The sequence below is a fragment of the Pseudomonas sp. Z2-11 genome (assembly GCF_054161305.1).
Map to the genome: position 1 here is coordinate 3,242,119 of NZ_CP096395.1, position 19,876 is coordinate 3,261,994.

The following is a 19,876-nucleotide window of genomic DNA, read 5'->3' on the forward strand; positions in this document are numbered from 1 at the left end:
GCCTGGAAAATCGTCAGTGGCCGCGCCGAACTCCCTCGTCACGGCCACCACTGGTTCAACGCATGTTTTCGTTGGCCATGGCATCCGGCGTGAAATAGGACGCTGAAGGCTTCGCGACCTTCTGGTATTGGACTGTCAGGTCGTTGCTCGACGAATTGAGGAAGTAGGCCCCGGTGTCGAGGTTGTAGCTGCCCCACATGACCTGTGCGGTCAGGGCCGGCAGGTCCGGTGCCAGCAGCGTCAGCGAATACATCTGCCGGCCGAGCTTGCCCTGGGCGTCATAACCGTCGGCCATCAGGATCTGCCAGGAGTCTTCGTCGACGTAGTAAGTGCGGCGCGGCACGACATGGCGCTTGCCAGACTTGAGCGTGGCCTCGACGACCCAGACCCGATGTTTCTCCCAGCGCACCAGGTCAGGATTGAGGAAGCCGACCTTGACCAACTCGTCGCTCTTGGCCAGCGCGGCGCGGTTATTGTTGTAGGGGACGATCAGTTCTTTTTTGCCCACCAGCTTGAGGTCATAACGATCGGTGGGCCCGAACAGCATGAACGCCTCGTCGAACAGGCCGACGCCGGAGGTGACGAAGTCCGGTGTGTCGTAGGCAATGTTCGGTGCACGACGAACCCGGCGTTGGCCGACCAGGTACTGCCAGGCCGCACGATTGGCCGGGTCCAGGTCCCAATGGGTCATCAGGCCCTCGCCGGCCTTGGACGACGGCAATTCGGTGAACAGCTTGCCCAGCAGGTACTTGCCCGAATAGTTTTCCAGGCTGCCTCCTTCGACGTAGTAGGGAAACTGATAGGTGTACTGGGCCCGGGTCGCCTGGACTTTCTTGCCACCGGCCGTCATCAGCCAGGTATCGAACGGCGAGCTGATGGTGTCGCCGCCCTGCCAGGACAACCGATAGTTCCACAGCACCTGCGCACCGTTTTCAGGGATCGGGAACGGAATGCCGCCATAGGCGTTGGAGACTTTTTCGCTGTCCACGTCCAGTGCGGCGCGCGTGGCATTCTTGCTGGTGTTGTCGTACACCCATTGCGGCGCGGCGGCCGAGCGATGAGTCGGGTACACATCCAGGCGATAGTCCGGATATTTCTTCAGCAGCAACTGGGTGCCCTCGGCCAATTGGCCGGCGTACTGCGTCATGTTCGAAGCCTTGATCGAGTACAGCGGTTTCTCGCCGGCGAATGGATCGGGGCGCTTGTCACCCGCTTTGTAGCCGGGCGCGACCTGGGTATAACCGCCCTGCCAGGCCGGGATGCTGCCATCGGCGTTGCCGGCGCGCTCACCACCAAAGGGGGTCAGATCGGTTTTCAAGCGCGCGGCCTGCTCAGGCGATACCGCCGCCTGCGCCGCCAGGCTCATGCCGGCCAAGGCAAGGGCGAGGACGCAGGTGTTCAGGAATGCTGTGTTCTGCATGGCGAATCCACCTTGTTAGAATGAGGTTTTCACATAGAGCGAGACGAAGTCGCGGTCGGCCAACGACTGGCCGTAATTGAAATTGCCGTCCTCGCGTAGCCCGGCCTTGGGTGCGCCGAAGAAGTTCACGTAATTGAGGCCGACATCCCAGCGCTGCAGGTAGGTGGCTTTGAGGCCGACGCTCCAGTCGCCGGAATGGGTATTGCCGAAGCCGGATTTGTTCACCGCCGATGAACGTCCATCAAGCACAATCCCCATGCCGACCGGCACGGTGAGGTCGATCCCGTCGACGATCTGGAAGTACGCCGGTTCCATCAACACCCGTAGCGCCGTAGCATCGCGAGTGGTATTGGAATCCAGCGCGGCAGCGTTGTCGGTCACGCTCAGGGTGCGGTTCCAGGCCAGCTCGGCCAGGGCCGAGCCGCCATCCCAGAAAGCGGTGGGCGACAACAGGTAGATCGCCGACAGATTGACGTGCGCGGTCTTGCCTCGGGCGAACAGCGCATCGTCGCCACCATCGGCCTGCATGCCGGGGGTCACTACTTGCAGGTTGCTCACCAGCGGCGCGTTCCAGCGCACCGACGATTCACCGGCAAAGTTGAACGGACCGTAAGCGGTAGAAAAGCTGACGCCGGCGGTCTTGATGTCTTCGGCGTAGACCTGGCGATAGGAGCCGAGGATCGGCAGTCCGCTGGCCGCAGCCGCCGGACCGTCCAGGTAGGCATACAAGCCGATCGGCGCTTTGTCGTGATACTGGGCCGCGTAGAAACCCAGCTCCAGCTCTGTGCCGGCCGGCTTGAAGCGGATCTGCATACCGCCCTGCCCCGAATTGCGCGGTTTCAGGTCGCCGCCATTCACCGTGTCGTTGCCGAATACCTCACGCAGCGGACCGCTGCCGTAACCGATGGCGTCGGCATCGCTCAGGTAGCTGCCGGCGCCGGGCAGGTTGGAACGTTCCCACTCGAACTGATAGTAGGCGCCCACCGACAGCTGCGGGTTGATCTGCAACTGCCCGGAAATCTGATTGACCGGCCGCAGGATCTCCTTGAACTGTGTGCCCGGCACGCTGAGCAACTTGACCACATCGGTCGGCCCCTGGGCATTGGCAATGCCGTTGCCGCCGTAGAACAGGCTTTCGCCGTAGATCAGGCTGTGGCGTCCAAGACGCGCCACGCCTTGGGAGTCCTCCCCGAGGTCTCCGCGCAGGAACACGAAGGCATCGAGAATCTCAGCGTCGCGTCCATGCAGCTCGCGGGTTTCGCTGAGGAAATGTGGCTGCTCGCTGCTGTCGGTGTCCTGGTTGTAGATATCGTCGTACCAGGCCGCGCCGCTGACCCGCAGCCCGTAGTTTTGCCGGCTGAGGTCCATTTCGGAAAACAGGTCGAGACGGTTGGAGACCAGGCCGCGACTGAAGTTCTTGTCGCCCTGGCTCTGGATCGAGGGGTACAGGCCATTGGCGGTCGGCGCGTTGACCAGACGGCTGTCCTGTCCGTGCAGGCGCCAGGCCTGGCTGTACTTGATCGTGTTGTCCCAGCGCAGTTTCCAGTCGGAGTCACCCAGGTCCATTTGCATGGCCTCGGCCCTCTCGCCCATCACACCGCTGCTGCAAAGCGCCAGGAATAGCGCGCAATGCTTGAAACCAAAGCTGTCTTTGAGGTTGTCCATGGGGTGCTCTCATTATTGTTATTGTTTGGCATGGCTTTGCTGCAACCCGCTCGGGTGGCGGCTTGGGTTCTCAAACGTAGGTGGAGGCCAATCCACCATCGACGGGCAGGTTGACGCCGTTGATCCAGCGCGACTCGTCGGCACACAGGAAGGCGATCACCGCCGCTACCTCATCGGCGTAGGCGGGACGTTTCATGCGATGGGCATCGGCCTGGGTCCGAGCCTCGCCGAGCATGCTCACGAAGTCTTCGAGAATGGGCGTGAAGACCGGCCCCGGCGCGACACAGTTCATGCGCACCGAATGCTCCAGGAACCAGGGTTGGGCCTGCAGGTAGGTCCAGACGATCAAGGCTTCCTTGAAATACTGGTAGCAGGTCTGGTCCGGCACCGGGTAATCAGCCAGCCAGGCTTGCCCGGCGGCAAACCCTTCGCTGCGCGCCAGCGCCTTGTGCTGCTCTACGCGTAGCGGCCATTCGGCGCCAAGGATCGAGGCGATATTGACGATGCTGCCGCCCGCATTGATGCGTGGCAGCAACGCCTGGCTGAAGTGGCGCAACCCGAGGTAGTTGACCCGCGCCAACAGTTGCGGACTGGCGGTGCCCGGCACCCCGGCAATATTGCACAGGCTATCGAACCGTGCGGGTAGCTGCGGCAGCAGGCGGTCGATGTGCTCGGCGCTGCTCAGGTCACCCTGTATAAAACCGTCCAGGGTCTGGTGCGGCGCCTTGAGGTCCACGCCGATCACCTGGGCGCCGTGGGCACGCAGCAGGCTCGCCGTGGCGGCACCGATGCCCGACGAGACGCCGGTCACCAGCACAATCTTGTTGTCGAGTTTCATGTTGAGTCCTCTTGTTATTTTTATCTGCCCCGTTGAAACCGACCGGTCAGAACGGATAGACAGGCGCCTTGTCCTTGACCGTGACCCACTGCCACTGGGTGTACTCGTCCCAGTCCGCCGGGCCGCCGACGCTGCCGCCATTGCCCGAAGCGCCGCGCCCACCGAACGGGTTGATGCACTCGTCGGCGACAGTCTGGTCGTTGATGTGCAGCATGCCGCACTGCAATCGCTCGCCAATGGCCATGGCCCGGCCCACCGAGGGTGAAATGACCGCCGCCGACAGGCCATACTCGCTGCGATTGGCCAGCTCGATGGCTTCCTCGTCGCTGGCGAAACTGACCACGCTCGCCACCGGACCGAAGACTTCATCCTCGAAGGCACGCATGCCCGGCTTCACGCCGCTGAGCACCGTCGGTTGATAAAACAAACGGTCGTAGTTACCGCCGGTTTCCAGCCTCGCCCCCGCGCGCACGCTGTCATTGACGATGTCGTGCACGCGCTGCAACTGGCGTTGGTTGATCAACGGCCCCAGCGCGGCTTCCTCGCGGGCGGCGTTGCCGACGGTCAACGCCTGGGCTTTATCCACCAGTTTCTGAATGAGGGCCTGAGCAATCGACTCGTGGGCGAGGATCAACCCGGTGGCCATGCAGATCTGCCCCTGATGCAACCAGGCGCCCCAGGCCGCATTGCGGGCCGCGAGGTCCAGGTCGGCGTCTTCGAGGACAATCAAGGGGTTTTTGCCGCCCAGCTCCAGCGCGACTTTCTTGAGGTTGCGCCCGGCCACTTCGGCCACCTTGCGACCGGCGCCGGTGGAACCGGTGAAGGCGATCATCTTGACGTTGGGATCACGGCACAGCGCTTCCCCGGCGTCGGCCGCACCGGGCAATACCTGCAACAAGCCCTTGGGCAGGCCCGCGGCTTCGAAGAGACGGGCAATCAGAAAACCGCCACTGACCGGCGTTTGCGGATCCGGCTTGAGCACCACCGCATTGCCCGCCGCCAGGGCCGGCGCCACGGAGCGCATCGACAATACCAGGGGAAAGTTGAACGGCGAGATCACCCCGATTACCCCATGGGGCAAGCGCCGCGCATAAGACAGGCGCCCTGCCTCGCTGGGCAGAACCACGCCATGGGCCTGAGACAGCATGCCGGCGGCCTGATGCAACAGCACGATCGCCTCGCGCACCTCGTGTTGGCCCTTGAACAATGCCGCGCCGGTTTCCCGTGCGACGTACAGCGCCAGTTCTGCGAAGGAGCGTTCGGCGACGTCAGCCGCCTTGCGAAAGATCGCCGCCCGTTCCCGTGGACCGAGGGCGGCCCAGGCCGGTTGCGCCAGGGCCGCATCGCGACTGGCCTTGGCGATATCGGCAGCATCGGCCGAAGCACTGCGCATCAGCGCCTCACCGGTGGCCGGCTCGATGATGGTCAGCAACGGGCCCGAGGCAGGCACCCAATTCCCGTTGAAGACACATTCGGACGCGATCATCTGGGCTAGCAGGTGGTTTTCGGATGCAGACATTTAAAGCTCCCGGCTCTTTGTTGTTGTCATCGTTTGCCACGCCTTGCCGACGCTGGCGCAAACGCCGTAGGAGTGGCTGAGCAAGCCGTGTGCCGTATTCACCCGCGGTCCTGCACAAACTTGGCGCAAGGCTCTGGATCAAGGCTCTCAGGCTGGCAAAGGGCAACGTTGCTGGCGTCGAACCAGCCGCTGGCCGATCGCCACTTGTTCATTTGATAAAGTTATGCTTAATAACTATCTGGCCAGGTGTTCATTTCGACTACCACCATCAGGGGCAATAACAATGAATAATCCCCACTGTCCGCTGCCGGAGCGGATCGCTGCCGAGCCGTTTCGTCCACGCGGCGACAGCAAGGAACTGAGCGACAGCAGCTCGCCAACCCCGGCAGAACTGACCAACTGCCTGTTTTTCTCCCCCGATGACGGGCGTATCTGGCTCAACGACCAACGCATGTTGCTGCTGCATAGCTCATCCTTCGGTGCACTGCGTCGAGAGATCATCGAGCGCCAGGGACTGGAGCAGGCCCGGGGCATGCTCACCCGCACCGGCTATTGCTCCGGCGCCCGCGACGCCCGGCTGATTCGTGAACGCTGGCCGCACGCCGATGCCGCGGCGGTGTTTCGCGCAGGCACGCACCTGCATACTCTCGAAGGCATGACCAAGGTCGAGCCGCTGCATTTCAAGTTCGATGCGGAATCGGGGTTCTACGAGGGGGAATTTCTCTGGCACCACTCCTGCGAAGCCGACGAACATATCGCCGCCTATGGCACCGGGCAGGATCCGGTGTGCTGGACCGAGCTGGGGTACGCGATCGGCTTCGTCAGCGGGTTGTTCGGGCAACTGGTGGTCTTTCGCGAAGTGGAATGCCGGGGCATGGGGCATGAGCGCTGCCGTGTCGTCGGCAAGACCGCCGAACAATGGGGGGACATCGAGCGCGACCTGAGCTACCTCAATGCCTCACAACCGTTGGCGGCCCAGCCATCCGGCGCGAGGCCTGACCCCATGACTGCCAGCGACCCGTTGCCGGACAGCGAGCAACCGCTGATTGGCGCCAGTGCGGCGTTCAACGCGGCGACGCTGGCTCTGCAGCGGGTCGCCTTGACACCGGCCACTGTGCTGGTCACCGGCGAGTCTGGCGTGGGCAAGGAAATGTTCGCCCGCCAGTTGCATCAGCTGAGCCGTCGCCGCCAGGGGCCGTTCATCGCCCTCAACTGCGCGGCGATACCCGACAACCTGATCGAAGCCGAACTGTTCGGCGTCGAGCGCGGCGCTTATACCGGCGCCACCCATTCGCGCCCCGGCCGTTTCGAGCGGGCCGATGGCGGTACGTTGTTCCTCGATGAAATCACCTGCCTGAGCCTGGCCGGCCAAGGCAAGCTTTTGCGCGCGTTGCAGGAGCGGGAAATCGAACGGGTCGGTGGCGGCCATGCCATCAAGGTCGACGTGCGAGTGGTCGCGGCGACCAACCTCGATCTGCGCAAAGCCGTGGCCCAAGGCGAGTTTCGCGAAGACTTGTTCTATCGGCTTAATGTCTACCCCATCGCTCTCCCGCCCTTGCGCGATCGCCGCGATGACATACCGTTGTTGATCAATGCCTTTCTCAAGCGCTTCTGCCTGGAATACGGCCGTACACCGGTGGGCCTGACCATGCGCGCCTTGAAGATGCTGCTGCGCTATGACTTCCCGGGCAACGTGCGGGAACTGCAGAACCTCATCGAACGCGGCTTGATTGCCAGCGAAGAAGGCCAGGCCATCGACCTGATGCATCTGTTTCGCGACGAGCGATTGCCAGCGGATGCGTATTCGGTGGACGGCAATGGCGGGCTCACGTCATTGGCGCTGACAGCGAGCGACGCTACGGCGAAGGCGCCGTTGTTGCCGTCCCTCAGTCAATGGGACGCGGACTTCTCCATCGACGGCCTGGAGTCGCGCCTGATCAACGAAGCCCTGCAACTGAACAGCGGCAACCTGGCGGCGGCAGCCAGGTCGCTGGGCTTGAGCCGGGCGCAGTTCGCCTATCGGTTGAAGAAACACCAACGCAATATCGACGAATAAACACAGAACCCGTGGGAGCGAGCCTGCTCGCGAAGACCTCGGCCACCACAAACCCCGTGGCGAGGGAGCTTGCTCCCGCTGGCCTGCGCAGCAGGCCCCTGCATTTCTTCAGGCAGACCGCAGGAGCCTGTTTACGACTGCTGCGCAGCCGAGCGGGAGCAAGCTCCCTCGCCACGGTTTTTTTGTCAGTCCGATACTGCCCAGCTCTGGAAGCGCTCAATCCGTCGTGCTCGCCGTCAACACACCCAGGGACCGGCGCTCGGGATTCCAGATGCTCAGGCACCACACGCCCCACCACTCCAGGCCATCATCGAAATAGTCGCTCCAGGGATCCCTGGCGGGATCGGGCTCGTCGCTGGCCAATGCATTGAAGTTGAAGTTGTCAACCCAGTCCAACACCACCACGCCGCCAACCGGCACAAGCCCGAGCAGCTCAAGCCACTCTTTGAACAGCGCCTGGGGCGTGTCGTTGATGAAGCGGGTGCCGTAGGGCGGGTCGCAAAACGCGTCGTACAAGGCATAGGATCGGGGATTGCGTTCAGTCTTCCCCGTCTGCATCAGCCGAATGATCTGATCCTGCCCCAGCGCCTTGGGAATGGCCTTGGTCAGGTCCCAGTGCATGCTCGGCGGGATGATATCGACATAGCGCGGATCAAGGCGCAGTTGGCGGTCTCGCTCGAGCCATTGCCCCTCGATGTGCTGGAACAGTCGGTCCACGGCCTCGCGGTGCAACGACTGATCGACGATTTCATCCGCCTCGGGAGCAAGCACCAGGAATTCGAAGGCGCAACCGGCCGCCTCCATTCGCTGGCGCAACGCTTCACTGGCTGCCTGCTCGACGATGCTCAACATGCTCGCTCCGCTAACCTTTCACACAGACGACCTGGCGCAGGGTATGCAGCACTTCGACAAGTTCACGTTGTGCATGCATTACCTTGTCTATGTCTTTGTATGCCATCGGGATTTCATCAATCACCGCGGCGTCCTTCCGGCATTCCACATGGGCGGTCGCGCGGACCTGATCCTCGACGCTGAAACGCTTTTTCGCCTCGGTCCGGCTCATGACCCGGCCGGCACCGTGGCTGCACGAACAAAACGATTGCTCGTTGCCCAGGCCGCGCACGATAAAACTTCTGGCGCCCATCGAACCGGGGATGATACCCAACTCGCCTTTCCTGGCCGACACCGCGCCCTTGCGCGTCACCAGTACGTCGTGTCCGAAGTGTCGCTCCTTCTGCACATAGTTGTGATGACAATTCACCGCTTCCAGCGCCACTTCGAACGGTTTGCCGATGACCTGCCGGGCGGCGCGTATCACCGCGTCCATCATCAAAGCCCGATTCTGCCGGGCGAAATCCTGGGCCCAGCCCACCGCTTCGACATAATCGTCGAAATGCCGGCTGCCCTCCTCGAAGTAGGCCAGGTCACGGTCCGGCAGATTGGCGAGGTGCTGGCGCATGTCGGCCTGGGCCAACTGGATGAACAGATTGCCGATGGCATTGCCCACGCCCCGGGAGCCGCTGTGCAACATGAACCAGACCCGGTTGGCCTCATCCAGGCACACTTCGATGAAATGATTACCGCTGCCCAGCGTACCCAGATGCTGCCGGTTGTTGGTCCGGGCCAGCTTCGGGTATTTGTCGGTAATCGCCTTGAAGCGCGCGGCCAGCGCGACCCACGCCTGGTCAGCCTCGCGTGGGACATTGCTCCAGGCGCCCTTGTCGCGTCCGCCATGGCTGAGACTGCGCCCATGGGGCACGGCTTTTTCGATAGCGCTGCGCAGGGCCTGGAGGCTGTCCGGCAAATCAGCGGCATCGAGCGAAGTGCGCGCGGCGATCATGCCGCAACCAATATCCACCCCCACCGCCGCCGGAATGATCGCGCCTACGGTGGGGATGACACTGCCGATGGTCGAGCCCTTGCCCAGGTGCACATCGGGCATCACCGCCAGGTGTTTGAAAATGAACGGCATTTTTGCCGTGTTCAGCAATTGCTGGCGGGCTTCGGCCTCCACCGGCACGCCCTGGGTCCAGAGTTTGATGGGCTTGCCGCTGGCGACTTCCAGCAGTTCGTAGGTTTTCTCGTGCATGGTCGCGGTTCTGTTCAATGACGAGCCGCGCTTGATTGCCGGCTCACAATTTCGACACTGGGCATGAACGCAGATTCAGCGAGGATTTGTCGAATGCGGTTGCGTGTCTGGATGTGGCGAGCCGGAAATAAGACGATGGAATGGACCTATTCGCCTGAAAATTGATCCCACTACGTGAGGAGCGTCCCGAACGGTACCAAACGGTGCCGTCCAAGGGATTTCAAGAGAGCGTGAATACCGTTGCCCCAGCGGGGCAAAAATTGCGCATCATAGGCGCCGTCCGCTCAAGGGAGATTTACATGCGTGCGATTTTTTCCGTCATGCGTCTTGCCGCGCTGTCGCTGGGGCTGACGTTCGCCGTCAGTGCGGTAGCCACCGAAGAGACGAAACTGGTCGAGTCCATCAACCTCTACCGCAGCCAGTCCCAGAGCTGCGCCGGCCAGGCGTCCCTGGAGCTGCCGCCGCTGGCGATGGATTCGCGGTTGATCCTGTCGGCCAATGGCATCGGCGATCTGCAACAGGCGTTGGCCCGGGCGGCCTATCCGATGGTCAACGTGCAAGCGATCAGCCTGTCCGGGCCGCGCGACGCGCAAGCGGCGATGAAGGCCGTGCAGGAAAGTTTCTGCCAGGTCGTGCTGGACCCGCAGTTCATTGACGTCGGTGTCAGCCGACTGGACCGCGAATGGCGCATCGTGCTGGCTCGCCCGCTGTTGTCGGCACGACTGGGCGATTGGCAAGCCGAAGGCCAGAAACTGCTCAAACTCATCAACAGCGCCCGCGCGCAACCGCGCCGCTGCGGCACCGAGGCCTACACCGCGACCACTCCGCTGGCCTGGAACGCCACCCTGGCCCTGGCGGCGGTGAATCACACGCGCGCCATGGCCAACAACAACTTCTTCGACCACAAGGACCGCGATGGCCGCACACCCGGCGACCGCGCCGAACTGGCCGGCTACCTGGGCCAGACCATCGGCGAAAACATCGCCGCCGGGCAAGACACGGCTTTGAAAGTGGTGGACGGCTGGCTGGCCAGCCCCGGGCATTGCGCCAACCTGATGAACCCGCAATTTCGCGAACTGGGAGCCGGGTATGCGGTGGACCCGAAAAGTGATGCGGGGATCTACTGGACGGCGATGTTTGGTACTCAATGACCGGTGCTGACCGGGCTTGCGCCTTCGCGAGCAGGCTCGCTCCCACAGAAGAGCCCCTGAAGCGTCATTCGGGTACGCCGCGATCAATGTGGGAGCGCGAAGGCGGCAGACCGCCCCACATCAAGCGCCCGCCTCATCCTCCCGCAAAACCCGCCGCACATGTCCCATGAACTGGCTCAACGACGGCGATTGTGCCACCGGCTTGCGCTGCAACAGCCCGATCGAGCGCTTGGCCGGCTGATCGATTGGGGTTACAGCGCACTGTTCGCCGATGTTGAACACCGCCGTGCAACTGGCCGGCAATAAAGAAAATCCCAGCCCCTCCCGTACCAGCGCCGTGGCCGTGCTCATATGCGCCACCTCCCAGGCTGGGACTGCATCCACGTTCAAATAGCGCAGCGCCGCGTCAGCCAAAGGCCGGATACTCGTGTCAGGCGTCAGGGCAATGTAGGGCTGGTGCGTCCACTCCTCCTGGCCGTCACCCTGCGAGTGCTTGTGGCTCAGCAGTACCAGATTGTCATCCAATAGGCGCTCGAAGCTCAGCCCAGACAGGTCGTCAGGCAGCGAACTGATGCCGGCGTCTACCTCGCCGCGCTGCACCCAGCCGAGGATTTCTCCGGCGCGGCCATCCAGCAAGCTCACCGTCACACCGGGGTTTTCACGCTGGAAAGCAGCCATGGCGATCGGCAGAAACGACGCGGCAGCCGTGGGCAAGGCCGCGAGCCGAAGCGTGCCGCGACTCAGGCTCAAGGTGTCGCGAGCATCGCGCACGGCATCGTCCATGTCCCGCAGCATGCGCCTGGCCTGGGGCAGGAAATGCTCGCCGGCTGGCGTCAACTCGACGCTGCGGGTATTACGCGCAAGCAGCTGCAACCCCATGCTCTCTTCCAGTTTGCGGATGCTGTAGCTCAGCGCCGGTTGTGACAGGTGCAGCTGTTCCGCGGTGCGGGTGAAGCTTGAAGTCTCGGCGATGAGGATGAAGGCGCGAAGCTGTCGGAAAGAAACGTTCATGACCGGCTCATAAAATTACTGGATCAATTGATTCTATCTTTAAAATTCACAGATTAATTCTGTCTCTCCACTATGGGGCCACCCTTCAGTGGAACACGAACATGACAAAAACAATTCTCGTCGGGTGTGGCGCAGGTTTTGCCAATGATCGGCCCGACGCCGCGCTACGCCTGGCCCAGGACCTGGCGCAACGCAGCGGCCAGCGCTACATCATGCTGGAGCTGCTGGCTGAACGGACCCTCGCCGAGGCGCAATTGCGCAAGCGCCTCGATCCACGGTCGGGCTACTCCGCGCGCCTGTTCGACTTCCTCGAACCCATGCTGGACATTTGCATCGAAGCCGGCATTGCGATCATCACCAACGGCGGCGCAGCCAACCCCAGGGCCGCCGCGCAACGGTTGCGCGACGAATTGGCCGGCCGTTTCCCGGCGCTGAAAATCGCCTGCGTACTGGGCGACGACCTGCTCGAAGAAACGCCTCCGCGCTATGAACGATGGCTGTCGTCGAGTGCCGATGAACGGCCTGTTTCGGTGAACGTCTACACCGGGGCCGACGGCATCGTCCAGGCACTGGCCGAGGGCGCCGGCATCGTGCTGTGTGGCCGGGTTGCGGATCCGTCCCTGGCGGTAGGCGCGATCCGCCATGGATTGGGTTGGAAGGCCGACGATTGGCAAAAAATGGCCGTCGCGACCGCCGCCGGACATCTGCTGGAATGCTGCGCCCAGGTCACTGGCGGCTATTTCGCCCATCCCGGAATGAAGGACATCCCGGATCCGGCCAACCTTGGCTGCCCGATCGCCGAAATTCACCAGGACGGCCGCTTGATCATCGGCAAGACGCGCAACAGCGGCGGACGAGTCAGCGAGCAGACCGTCAAGGAGCAATTGCTTTACGAAGTCCATGACCCGCGACGTTATCTGACGCCGGACGTCGTGCTGGATCTGGGCGCGGCCTACGTACAGGACCTGGGGAACGACCGGGTGGAAATCACTGGCGTGATCGGCCATCCGCGCCCCGACACCCTCAAGGGCTTGGCGGGTATGCGCGGACTCTGGTTCGGCGAGGCCGAGATTTCCTATGCAGGCCCCGGTGCCGTGGCGCGTGCCGCCCTGGCGCGCGACATCCTGCTGCAGCGTTTCGATCGTTTGGCGCCAGGTGTACAGCCCTGGATCGACCTGTCGGGAGTCGCCAGCCTGTTCAACGACCAGGGTGGCCGTTATCTGCAAAAACACCTGGCCCAGGCGCCTTTGCTGGAGGACGTGCGGGTGCGTATCGGCCTGACCCACACCGACCGATCGCTGCTCGAAACCCTCCTGGCAGAAGTCGAGTCGCTCTACACCAACGGACCGGCTGGCGGCGGTGGCGTCCGGCGCCACCTCGCGGAAGCCGTTACCACCCGCAGCTTCCTGCTGCCGCGTGATGAAATCCATACAGCCCTGGAGTGGTACTGATGAGCCTGGTCACCCTAGCCGACTTTGCCCACGCCCGTGCCGGCGACAAAGGCAATATCCTCAGCATCGCGGTATTTCCCCACGACCCGGCCCATTATCCCTGGCTGCTTCGGGTGCTGAGCTGCGAGCTCGTCGCCGAGCAGTTCGCGACGCGCCAGCCCTCCAGGGTGCATCGCTATGAACTGCCGAACCTGAAGGCGTTGAACTTTGTGCTCGAGGACGCCCTGGAAGGCGGCGTGAATCGAAGCTGCGGTCTCGACCGCCATGGAAAAAGCCTGAGCTACCTGCTCCTGGCCTTGCGCCTGCCGGGACCGGAAGACTGACCGATTCGCCGCCTGCAACACCATCCGACAACAATAAAAAGAGAGGCTGCAACATGATTACAACCCTGGGTTTCCTGATGATGCTTGCCATTATCGGACTGATATTGCTGCGCCGGATCAGTCCGGTGGTGGCGTTCACCACCCTTCCCGTGGTCGTCTGCCTGCTCGCCGGCTTCAATCTCGCGCAGATCGGCGAGTTCATCAAGGCCGGCCTGGTCACCGTCGCGCCGACCGCCGCGCTGTTTCTGTTTGCCATCCTGTTCTTCGGCATCATGCGCGACCGTGGGCTGTTCGATCCTCTGGTCAACCTGTTGATCCGCAGCACGGGCGGCAAGCCCCTGGCGGTGGCGCTGGTTACCGTTCTGGTGACTTCAGTGGTGCATCTGGACGGCGTCGGCGCCGCGACGTTCCTGCTGACGATCCCGGCACTGCTGCCCTTGTACAAGCGCCTGAACATGAGCCCGACGATGCTGTTGTGCCTGGTGGGTACCACGGCCGGGGTCATCAACATGGTGCCCTGGGGCGGGACGACTGCGCGGGCCGCTGCCGTGTCGGGGCTCGATGCCACCGAGCTGTGGCTGGGGTTGCTGCCGGTGCAGATGGTGGGCCTGGTGTGCATGCTCGGGGTGGCGACGATACTGGGGTCGCGCGCCCAGCGGCGCCAACCGATGTCGCTGGGCGCGGCCGCGACGCGTGACATGGACGACCTGCAAATGCAAAGCCGCGAATTCAGTCTGTCTCCCCGGCAGCTGCGCTACTGGCTGAATGTGGCCCTGACCGGCGGCATTCTGCTGTGCCTGTTCACCGGTATCTTTCCGCTGTACGCCTGTTTCATGGTGGGATTGGGCATCGCCCTGCCCTTGAACTTCCCATCCCTCGACGCCCAGGCCGAACGCCTCAAGGCCCATGCGTCCGATGCGTTGCAGATGGTTCTGGTGATGATGGCCGCCGCCGTGCTGCTGGGCGTGCTCTCCGGAGCGAAGATGTCAGACGGCATGGCCTTGGCGCTGATCGACATCCTGCCCGCCGGTGCTGCCCAATACCTGCATGTGATTGTCGGGTTCTTCGGCGTCCCCCTTGGAATGATCTTCTCGCCGGACGCCTACTATTTCGCCCTGCTGCCGGTGATCAAGGACGTCGCCATCGCCGCTGGCGTTCCTCTCGAAGCGGTGGCCCGGGCCATGCTGATCGGTGAGAACACCGGCTTCTCCATCAGCCCGGTGGTACCCAGCGTGTATCTGGCCCTGGCACTGTCCGGCGTAGAGTTGCGCAAGCACATGGCCTACACGTTTTTCTGGGCCTGGGGGGTCAGCCTGGTAATGCTCGCCTTTGCCGTGGCAACCGGGGCTGTTCAAGTGTGAAACTCAAGGGTGGGCTTGAAAGATCAGCGACCGATGTGCCCCCGAGCCCGCCCTCACCCCATCGCCAACGGCCAGCGCGACCGAACCGAACGGCATGGCCGCATCGCCGCAGGCAAATATGCCCGGCACGCTGGTTTCCCGGGTCATCGGGTCGCTCTGGATGAACGCGCCAAGCGGACCCTCTTCAAACACGCAGCCCAGGGCTGCCGCGAGTGGACTGGCAACCCGCGTACGCGGCAAGACGAACAGGCCGTCGATGGCGACCACCCGACCGTTGGCCAGTACCACGTCGGCCCGCTCGCCTTCGATACGCGCCACTCGCTCGGTCACCACGGTGACGCCACGCTGATCGAGGCTCGCCTGTTGCTCCGGATCAAGCTCCAGCACGCCATTGGTGAAGAACGTCGTCGGCCCCCAGTCAGGCAGCATCAGGGCGTGGTGCAGTGACATCGGCGAGGTTGCGAGAACGCCGATCGGCCCTTGGTCCAACTCGTAGCCGTGGCAATACGGGCAGTGGAAGACGCTTTTTCCCCAGCGCTCAGTCAGCCCGTGCACGTCGGGCAAGTCATCAATCACGCCTGTGGCCAGCAACAGCCGGCGAGAACGGTAACGCAGGCCGTTTGCGGTCTCGACAATAAAAGCTTCGGCATCCCTGCTGGCTTGGGTCGCGGTGTCGCGAACCCATTCAACTGTCGGGTACGCCATGAGCTGAACATGGGCGTCGCCAGCTATATCGTCCGGGGCACGACCGTCCTGCCCGAGAAAACCATGGGATGTCGCGGCGAAGCGGTTGCGACGCTCGCCCGCATCGATCACCAGCACCTTGCGCCGGGCGCGGGCCAGTTGCAAACCCGCGGACATACCGGCATAGCTGCCGCCTGTAATGATGACGTCGTATTCCATGGGCGATCTCCAAGGGTGGTTTCGATGGCAGGGCAAGTCTCGACACATCGTAAGTTTCTTGAAAAGCCGCTGTCAACAGTCTCGTAACTTTTGCGATTACGGGTAATACTCCCACCTGCCCCAGCCATGGAATCTGTCAGTCCGATGAGAAACGATACACGCCTGTCCCGCATGCTCCATGTATTGATCCACATGGACCGCCACCAGCAATCCGCCACCTCCGACACCCTCGCGCAGATGCTCGGCACCAACCCGGTGGTGGTGCGCCGGACCATGGCATTGCTCAAGGAACAAGGTTACGTCACGTCGGAAAAAGGCCATCGCGGTGGTTGGGCCCTGGCCAAGCCGCTCTCGGAGATGACGCTGCTGGATATTCATCAAGCGTTGGGCAGCACATCGATCTTTGCGCTTGGCCTGTCGACCGACCACCCGCAATGCCTGGTGGAACAAGCAGTGAACGCGGCGCTGACGGACGCCTTCGACGAGGCCCAGGCGTTGCTGCTCAAGCGTCTGGGCAGCATTACCCTGGCGCAGTTGGCCGAGGATTTTGATGCGCGGTTTCGGGGCGCCCACGAGGTCGAGCCTCACCACTGATCCCTGTGGGAGCGAGCCTGCTCGCGAAGACGGCAGCACATTCGACATTTAAGCAAACTGACACAACGCTTTCGCGAGCAGGCTCGCTCCCACAGGGGGGTCTAGCCTGCAAATGAAAACGCCGCTCAATGAGCGGCGTTTTTGTACCTCACCAGACAGCGTCCGGTTTACAGCGCCATGTCGGCCGCTGGGTTGGCCTCGCGAGGAGCAGCCGGTTGGGCCGGTGCTACCGCGGTGCCTGGCTTGCCGACAGCCGGTGGCGGATCCAGTTGCAGGACTTCGCTGGTGTAGGCCCATTCCTGTGCGACGCGCTCAGGATTGTCGTTCAGCTTGGTGCCGTAGCTCGGTACGATCTGGCGCAGTTTTTCCTGCCAGGCCGGGGTGGCTACCTTGTCCTTGAAGACCTTCTCAAGCACGCTCAGCATGATCGGTGCAGCGGTCGAGGCGCCTGGCGAGGCACCCAGCAGACCGGCGATGCTGCCGTCCTGGGAAGCGACGACTTCGGTACCGAGTTTCAGCACGCCGCCCTTCTCTTCGTCACGCTTGATGATCTGCACGCGCTGGCCGGCTTGCCACAGGCGCCAGTCTTCCTGCTTGGCGTCCGGGAAGTATTCCTTCAGCGCGTTGAAGCGGTCCTCATCCGACAGCATCAGCTGGCCGGCAAGGTATTCAACCAGTGGGTACTGTTCGATACCGACCTTGGTCATCGGCCACACGTTGTGGGTCGTGGTGCTGGTCAGCAGGTCGAAGTACGAACCGTTCTTCAGGAACTTGGTGGAGAACGTGGCGAATGGGCCAAACAGGATCACGCGCTTGCCGTCGAGCACGCGGGTGTCCAGGTGCGGAACCGACATCGGTGGCGCGCCAACCGAAGCCTTGCCGTACGCCTTGGCCAGGTGCATCTGGGCGACGGTCGGGTTTTCGGTTACCAGGAACGAACCGCCCACTGGGAAACCGGCGTATTCACGAGCCTCCGGAATGTCCGACATCTGCAGCAGGTGCAGCGCGCCGCCACCGGCACCGATGAACACGAACTTGGCGTCGGTCTCGGTTTCGGTACCGTCTTTCAGGTTCTTGTACGAAACGCGCCAGGAGCCATCCTCGTTGCGAGTGATGTTTTCCACTTCGCTGGACAGCTTGAGCGAGAAGTTCGGCTTGGTTTGCAGGTGAGCAGCGAACTGGCGGGTGATTTCGCCGAAGTTCACGTCAGTACCCAGCGGGCTCCAGGTAGCCGCGACTTTCTGGCTCGGGTCACGCCCTTGCATCATCAGTGGAACCCACTTGCTGATCTGCGCAGGGTCTTCGGAATACTGCATGCCGGCGAACAGCGGACTGGCCTGGAGAGCGTCGTAGCGCTTCTTCAGGAAGGCGATGTTCTCGTCACCCCACAGGAAACTCATGTGCGGGGTGGAGTTGATGAACGAGCGCGGATTCTTCAGCACGCCGTTCTTGACCTGCCAGGACCAGAACTGACGGGAAATCTGGAAGGCTTCGTTGATTTCGATAGCCTTGGAGATGTCGACCTTGCCGTTCTTGTCTTCCGGCGTGTAGTTCAACTCGGCCAGGGCGGAGTGCCCGGTACCGGCGTTGTTCCAGCCATTGGAGCTCTCTTCGGCAACACCGTCCAGGCGCTCGACCATTTCCATGGTCCAGCCCGGCTCCAGCTCATTGAGCCAGACGCCGAGGGTCGAACTCATGATGCCGCCGCCAATGAGCAAGACATCCACTTTTTTCGGCTCGGCGGCGTGCGTGGTCGCAAGACCCATCGCCATCGCCAGGCCCAGCAGCGCCGTATGTGTTTTCTTCAACATGTGTGTATCCCTAGGGTGGAACGCCATTCCGTCCCCCAATCCTGTTCAAGCAGGGTCCGCACCCATGCTGGCATGGCCAGCGGGCGGGGATCGATGGACTGGAGGAAGGACCTACAGGGGCCGAGCAATATCGGCCTCACATTTATGTCTCTCCGGCGCTGACTTCTTGTAGGTCTTGGCTTCAGCTGGGTGAGGGACACTGCAAAACGGTCTGGATCGGGCCTGCGAAGGCCGTGCCCGATTGTCGCAGCGGGGGGAGTTTACAGAAGGAAATAAGCAGACCGAAGCGCATTTTTGCATTCGAGGTAAAAACGCCGACCAAATGACGGCGTTTTAATGGCTCGGTTGCGCGCCGTGGATACGCGCTCCGCCCCGAAATCAGAGGTACTTGAGGATCGCGATGTCGCGCCGACGTTGTTTCAACGCTGCGAACCAACGCGTTGGAAAAAACAGGACGACGCTCAACAACACGCTCCACAACCAGACCATCGGCAAGTGATCGAAGCCGAAATAAGCGCCCTGATTGGTGCCCCAGATAAACACTGCCACCAGATACATGGCCTTCAGCACGTACAGGTGCAGCAGGTAGAAGAACATCGGCGCGCCGCCATAAATGGCCAGAATCGCGATGCCGCCCTTCTCCTGGGCTTTTTCGAAAAGCGCCAGCAGGATCAGGCCCACCGCCAGCGTCGGCATCAGGAACATCAGTGACGGCGGGTACTTGGTCGCGCTCATGAAACTCATGAAGGTGCGCAGTGCATCTCCGGTCTGGACCCAGGGTTTGTCACCGTAGACGTTGAGATAACGGATAAACACGAACGCCACCAGCAAGCCGATGCCGACCTTGAGCAGGCGCCGCACTCGCGTGGCCGCTTCGATGTCCTTGCCGAACCATGGCCCGATCGCCCAACCCAGCAGGATCACGCCGATCCATGGCAACACCGGGTAGGTGGTGCGTGCCCGGGTGAACTCGGTGATCTCGATGAACGACCGCTGATGAAGAATCGACCACGGCACAAAAAACGGCGAGTCCGGCCCCAGCACCACACCATCCAGCAGGTTATGCCCGGCAACGATGGCCACGCCCAGCACGATCAGCCAGCTGCGTTTGAAGTGCAGCAACGCCGCCAGGGCGATCATGCAGATGCCGATGCACCAGATGACCTGCAGCCACAAAGTCTTCGGCGGAAACTCGGCGTTCCAGGCGAAACAGACGAACGTGAGCTCCAGGAACACCAGGAACAGACCACGCTTGAGCAGGAACACCGAAGTCTCGCTGGCGGTGTGTTTCTGGCTGTAGAGCCAGGCCGACAAACCGGTAAGGAAGATGAACACTGGCGCACAGAACGTGCTGAGCAAACGAGTGAAAAACAGGTCCGGGGTCACGCTCAATGCATCGATCGGGTCAGTGACCTGGCGGTGCAGCAGGAACGTTTCGCGGACGTGGTCGACCAGCATCAGCAACATGACAAAACCCCGCAAGGCATCGATGGCGAGCAGGCGCGTCGCGGTTGTTGCGGTACTGGAAGCGAGGGTTGGAGCGATGACAGCGGACGGGCTTGTCGCGCTTGGGGATAGGCTCATGGCGATACTCAGGAGTCGGGGGCTTTGCAGGATCAGGAATGAGAATTCCTGCCAAAAGAAAGGGGATAACATAACATATGCGACCGATAAGCTGAACCCT

Annotated in this window: 16 protein-coding genes; 6 read left to right on the top strand and 10 right to left on the bottom strand. The window is 62.3% G+C overall.

What is annotated here, in order from left to right:
• Positions 1 to 55: 55 nt before the first annotated feature.
• The 4 genes from M1E16_RS14330 to M1E16_RS14345 form a co-directional block, all read right to left on the bottom strand.
• Positions 56 to 1,420 carry a DUF1329 domain-containing protein gene (locus M1E16_RS14330; RefSeq protein ID WP_458127625.1) on the bottom strand — a complete coding sequence of 455 codons (1,365 nt, stop codon included), beginning with the start codon at positions 1,418 to 1,420 and terminating at the stop codon, positions 56 to 58.
• Positions 1,421 to 1,435: 15 nt separating this feature from the next.
• On the bottom strand, positions 1,436 to 3,085 hold the full coding sequence (locus M1E16_RS14335) for a DUF1302 domain-containing protein (protein WP_458127626.1): 1,650 nt from the start codon (positions 3,083 to 3,085) through the stop codon (positions 1,436 to 1,438).
• A 70-nt stretch (positions 3,086 to 3,155) separates the two neighbouring features.
• Positions 3,156 to 3,923 carry a coniferyl-alcohol dehydrogenase gene (locus M1E16_RS14340; RefSeq protein WP_458127627.1) on the bottom strand — a complete coding sequence of 256 codons (768 nt, stop codon included), beginning with the start codon at positions 3,921 to 3,923 and terminating at the stop codon, positions 3,156 to 3,158.
• A 46-nt stretch (positions 3,924 to 3,969) separates the two neighbouring features.
• Complete coding sequence (locus M1E16_RS14345; protein ID WP_458127628.1) at positions 3,970 to 5,442, bottom strand: benzaldehyde dehydrogenase; 1,473 nt, start codon at positions 5,440 to 5,442, stop codon at positions 3,970 to 3,972.
• Between the two features lie 283 nt (positions 5,443 to 5,725).
• Between M1E16_RS14345 and M1E16_RS14350 the strand changes: the two genes are divergently transcribed.
• Entirely contained in the window at positions 5,726 to 7,498 is a 1,773-nt protein-coding gene (locus M1E16_RS14350) for a sigma 54-interacting transcriptional regulator (protein WP_458127629.1), read from the top strand.
• 216 nt (positions 7,499 to 7,714) lie between these two features.
• Here M1E16_RS14350 and M1E16_RS14355 read toward each other — a convergent pair whose 3' ends face one another.
• Complete coding sequence (locus tag M1E16_RS14355; protein WP_458127630.1) at positions 7,715 to 8,350, bottom strand: hypothetical protein; 636 nt, start codon at positions 8,348 to 8,350, stop codon at positions 7,715 to 7,717.
• A gap of 10 nt (positions 8,351 to 8,360) precedes the next feature.
• Positions 8,361 to 9,587, bottom strand: a complete 1,227-nt coding sequence (locus tag M1E16_RS14360; protein ID WP_458127631.1) for an RtcB family protein — start codon at positions 9,585 to 9,587, stop codon at positions 8,361 to 8,363.
• 299 nt (positions 9,588 to 9,886) lie between these two features.
• Between M1E16_RS14360 and M1E16_RS14365 the strand changes: the two genes are divergently transcribed.
• Complete coding sequence (locus M1E16_RS14365; protein ID WP_458127632.1) at positions 9,887 to 10,738, top strand: CAP domain-containing protein; 852 nt, start codon at positions 9,887 to 9,889, stop codon at positions 10,736 to 10,738.
• A 120-nt stretch (positions 10,739 to 10,858) separates the two neighbouring features.
• Here the strand turns inward: M1E16_RS14365 and M1E16_RS14370 are convergent, their stop codons facing one another.
• Positions 10,859 to 11,749, bottom strand: a complete 891-nt coding sequence (locus M1E16_RS14370; RefSeq protein ID WP_458127633.1) for a LysR family transcriptional regulator — start codon at positions 11,747 to 11,749, stop codon at positions 10,859 to 10,861.
• A 101-nt stretch (positions 11,750 to 11,850) separates the two neighbouring features.
• Here M1E16_RS14370 and M1E16_RS14375 point away from each other — a divergent pair, with 101 nt between their 5' ends.
• Genes M1E16_RS14375 through M1E16_RS14385 form a run of 3 tightly spaced genes read left to right on the top strand, consistent with a single transcriptional unit; the run spans position 11,851 to position 14,884 of the window.
• Complete coding sequence (locus M1E16_RS14375; protein ID WP_458127634.1) at positions 11,851 to 13,200, top strand: acyclic terpene utilization AtuA family protein; 1,350 nt, start codon at positions 11,851 to 11,853, stop codon at positions 13,198 to 13,200.
• Positions 13,200 to 13,523, top strand: coding sequence for an AtuA-related protein (locus M1E16_RS14380; RefSeq protein ID WP_458127635.1), 324 nt, complete (start codon positions 13,200 to 13,202; stop codon positions 13,521 to 13,523). The genes M1E16_RS14375 and M1E16_RS14380 overlap by 1 nt, the downstream gene beginning before the upstream one ends.
• Before the next feature lie 53 nt (positions 13,524 to 13,576).
• Positions 13,577 to 14,884 carry a CitMHS family transporter gene (locus tag M1E16_RS14385; RefSeq protein ID WP_434574031.1) on the top strand — a complete coding sequence of 436 codons (1,308 nt, stop codon included), beginning with the start codon at positions 13,577 to 13,579 and terminating at the stop codon, positions 14,882 to 14,884.
• A 3-nt stretch (positions 14,885 to 14,887) separates the two neighbouring features.
• Here M1E16_RS14385 and M1E16_RS14390 read toward each other — a convergent pair whose 3' ends face one another.
• Positions 14,888 to 15,787 (bottom strand): NAD(P)/FAD-dependent oxidoreductase, encoded by a 900-nt coding sequence (locus M1E16_RS14390; RefSeq protein WP_458127636.1) that lies wholly within the window; start codon positions 15,785 to 15,787, stop codon positions 14,888 to 14,890.
• 144 nt (positions 15,788 to 15,931) lie between these two features.
• On the opposite strand from M1E16_RS14390, the gene M1E16_RS14395 reads away from it, so the two are divergent.
• Positions 15,932 to 16,381 (top strand): Rrf2 family transcriptional regulator, encoded by a 450-nt coding sequence (locus M1E16_RS14395; protein WP_434574027.1) that lies wholly within the window; start codon positions 15,932 to 15,934, stop codon positions 16,379 to 16,381.
• 167 nt (positions 16,382 to 16,548) lie between these two features.
• Here M1E16_RS14395 and mqo read toward each other — a convergent pair whose 3' ends face one another.
• A complete protein-coding gene (mqo, locus tag M1E16_RS14400; RefSeq protein ID WP_458127637.1) occupies positions 16,549 to 18,192 on the bottom strand; it encodes a malate dehydrogenase (quinone) in 1,644 nt (547 codons plus the stop codon).
• 378 nt (positions 18,193 to 18,570) lie between these two features.
• Positions 18,571 to 19,776 carry a DUF1624 domain-containing protein gene (locus M1E16_RS14405; protein ID WP_458127638.1) on the bottom strand — a complete coding sequence of 402 codons (1,206 nt, stop codon included), beginning with the start codon at positions 19,774 to 19,776 and terminating at the stop codon, positions 18,571 to 18,573.
• Positions 19,777 to 19,876: the final 100 nt, after the last annotated feature.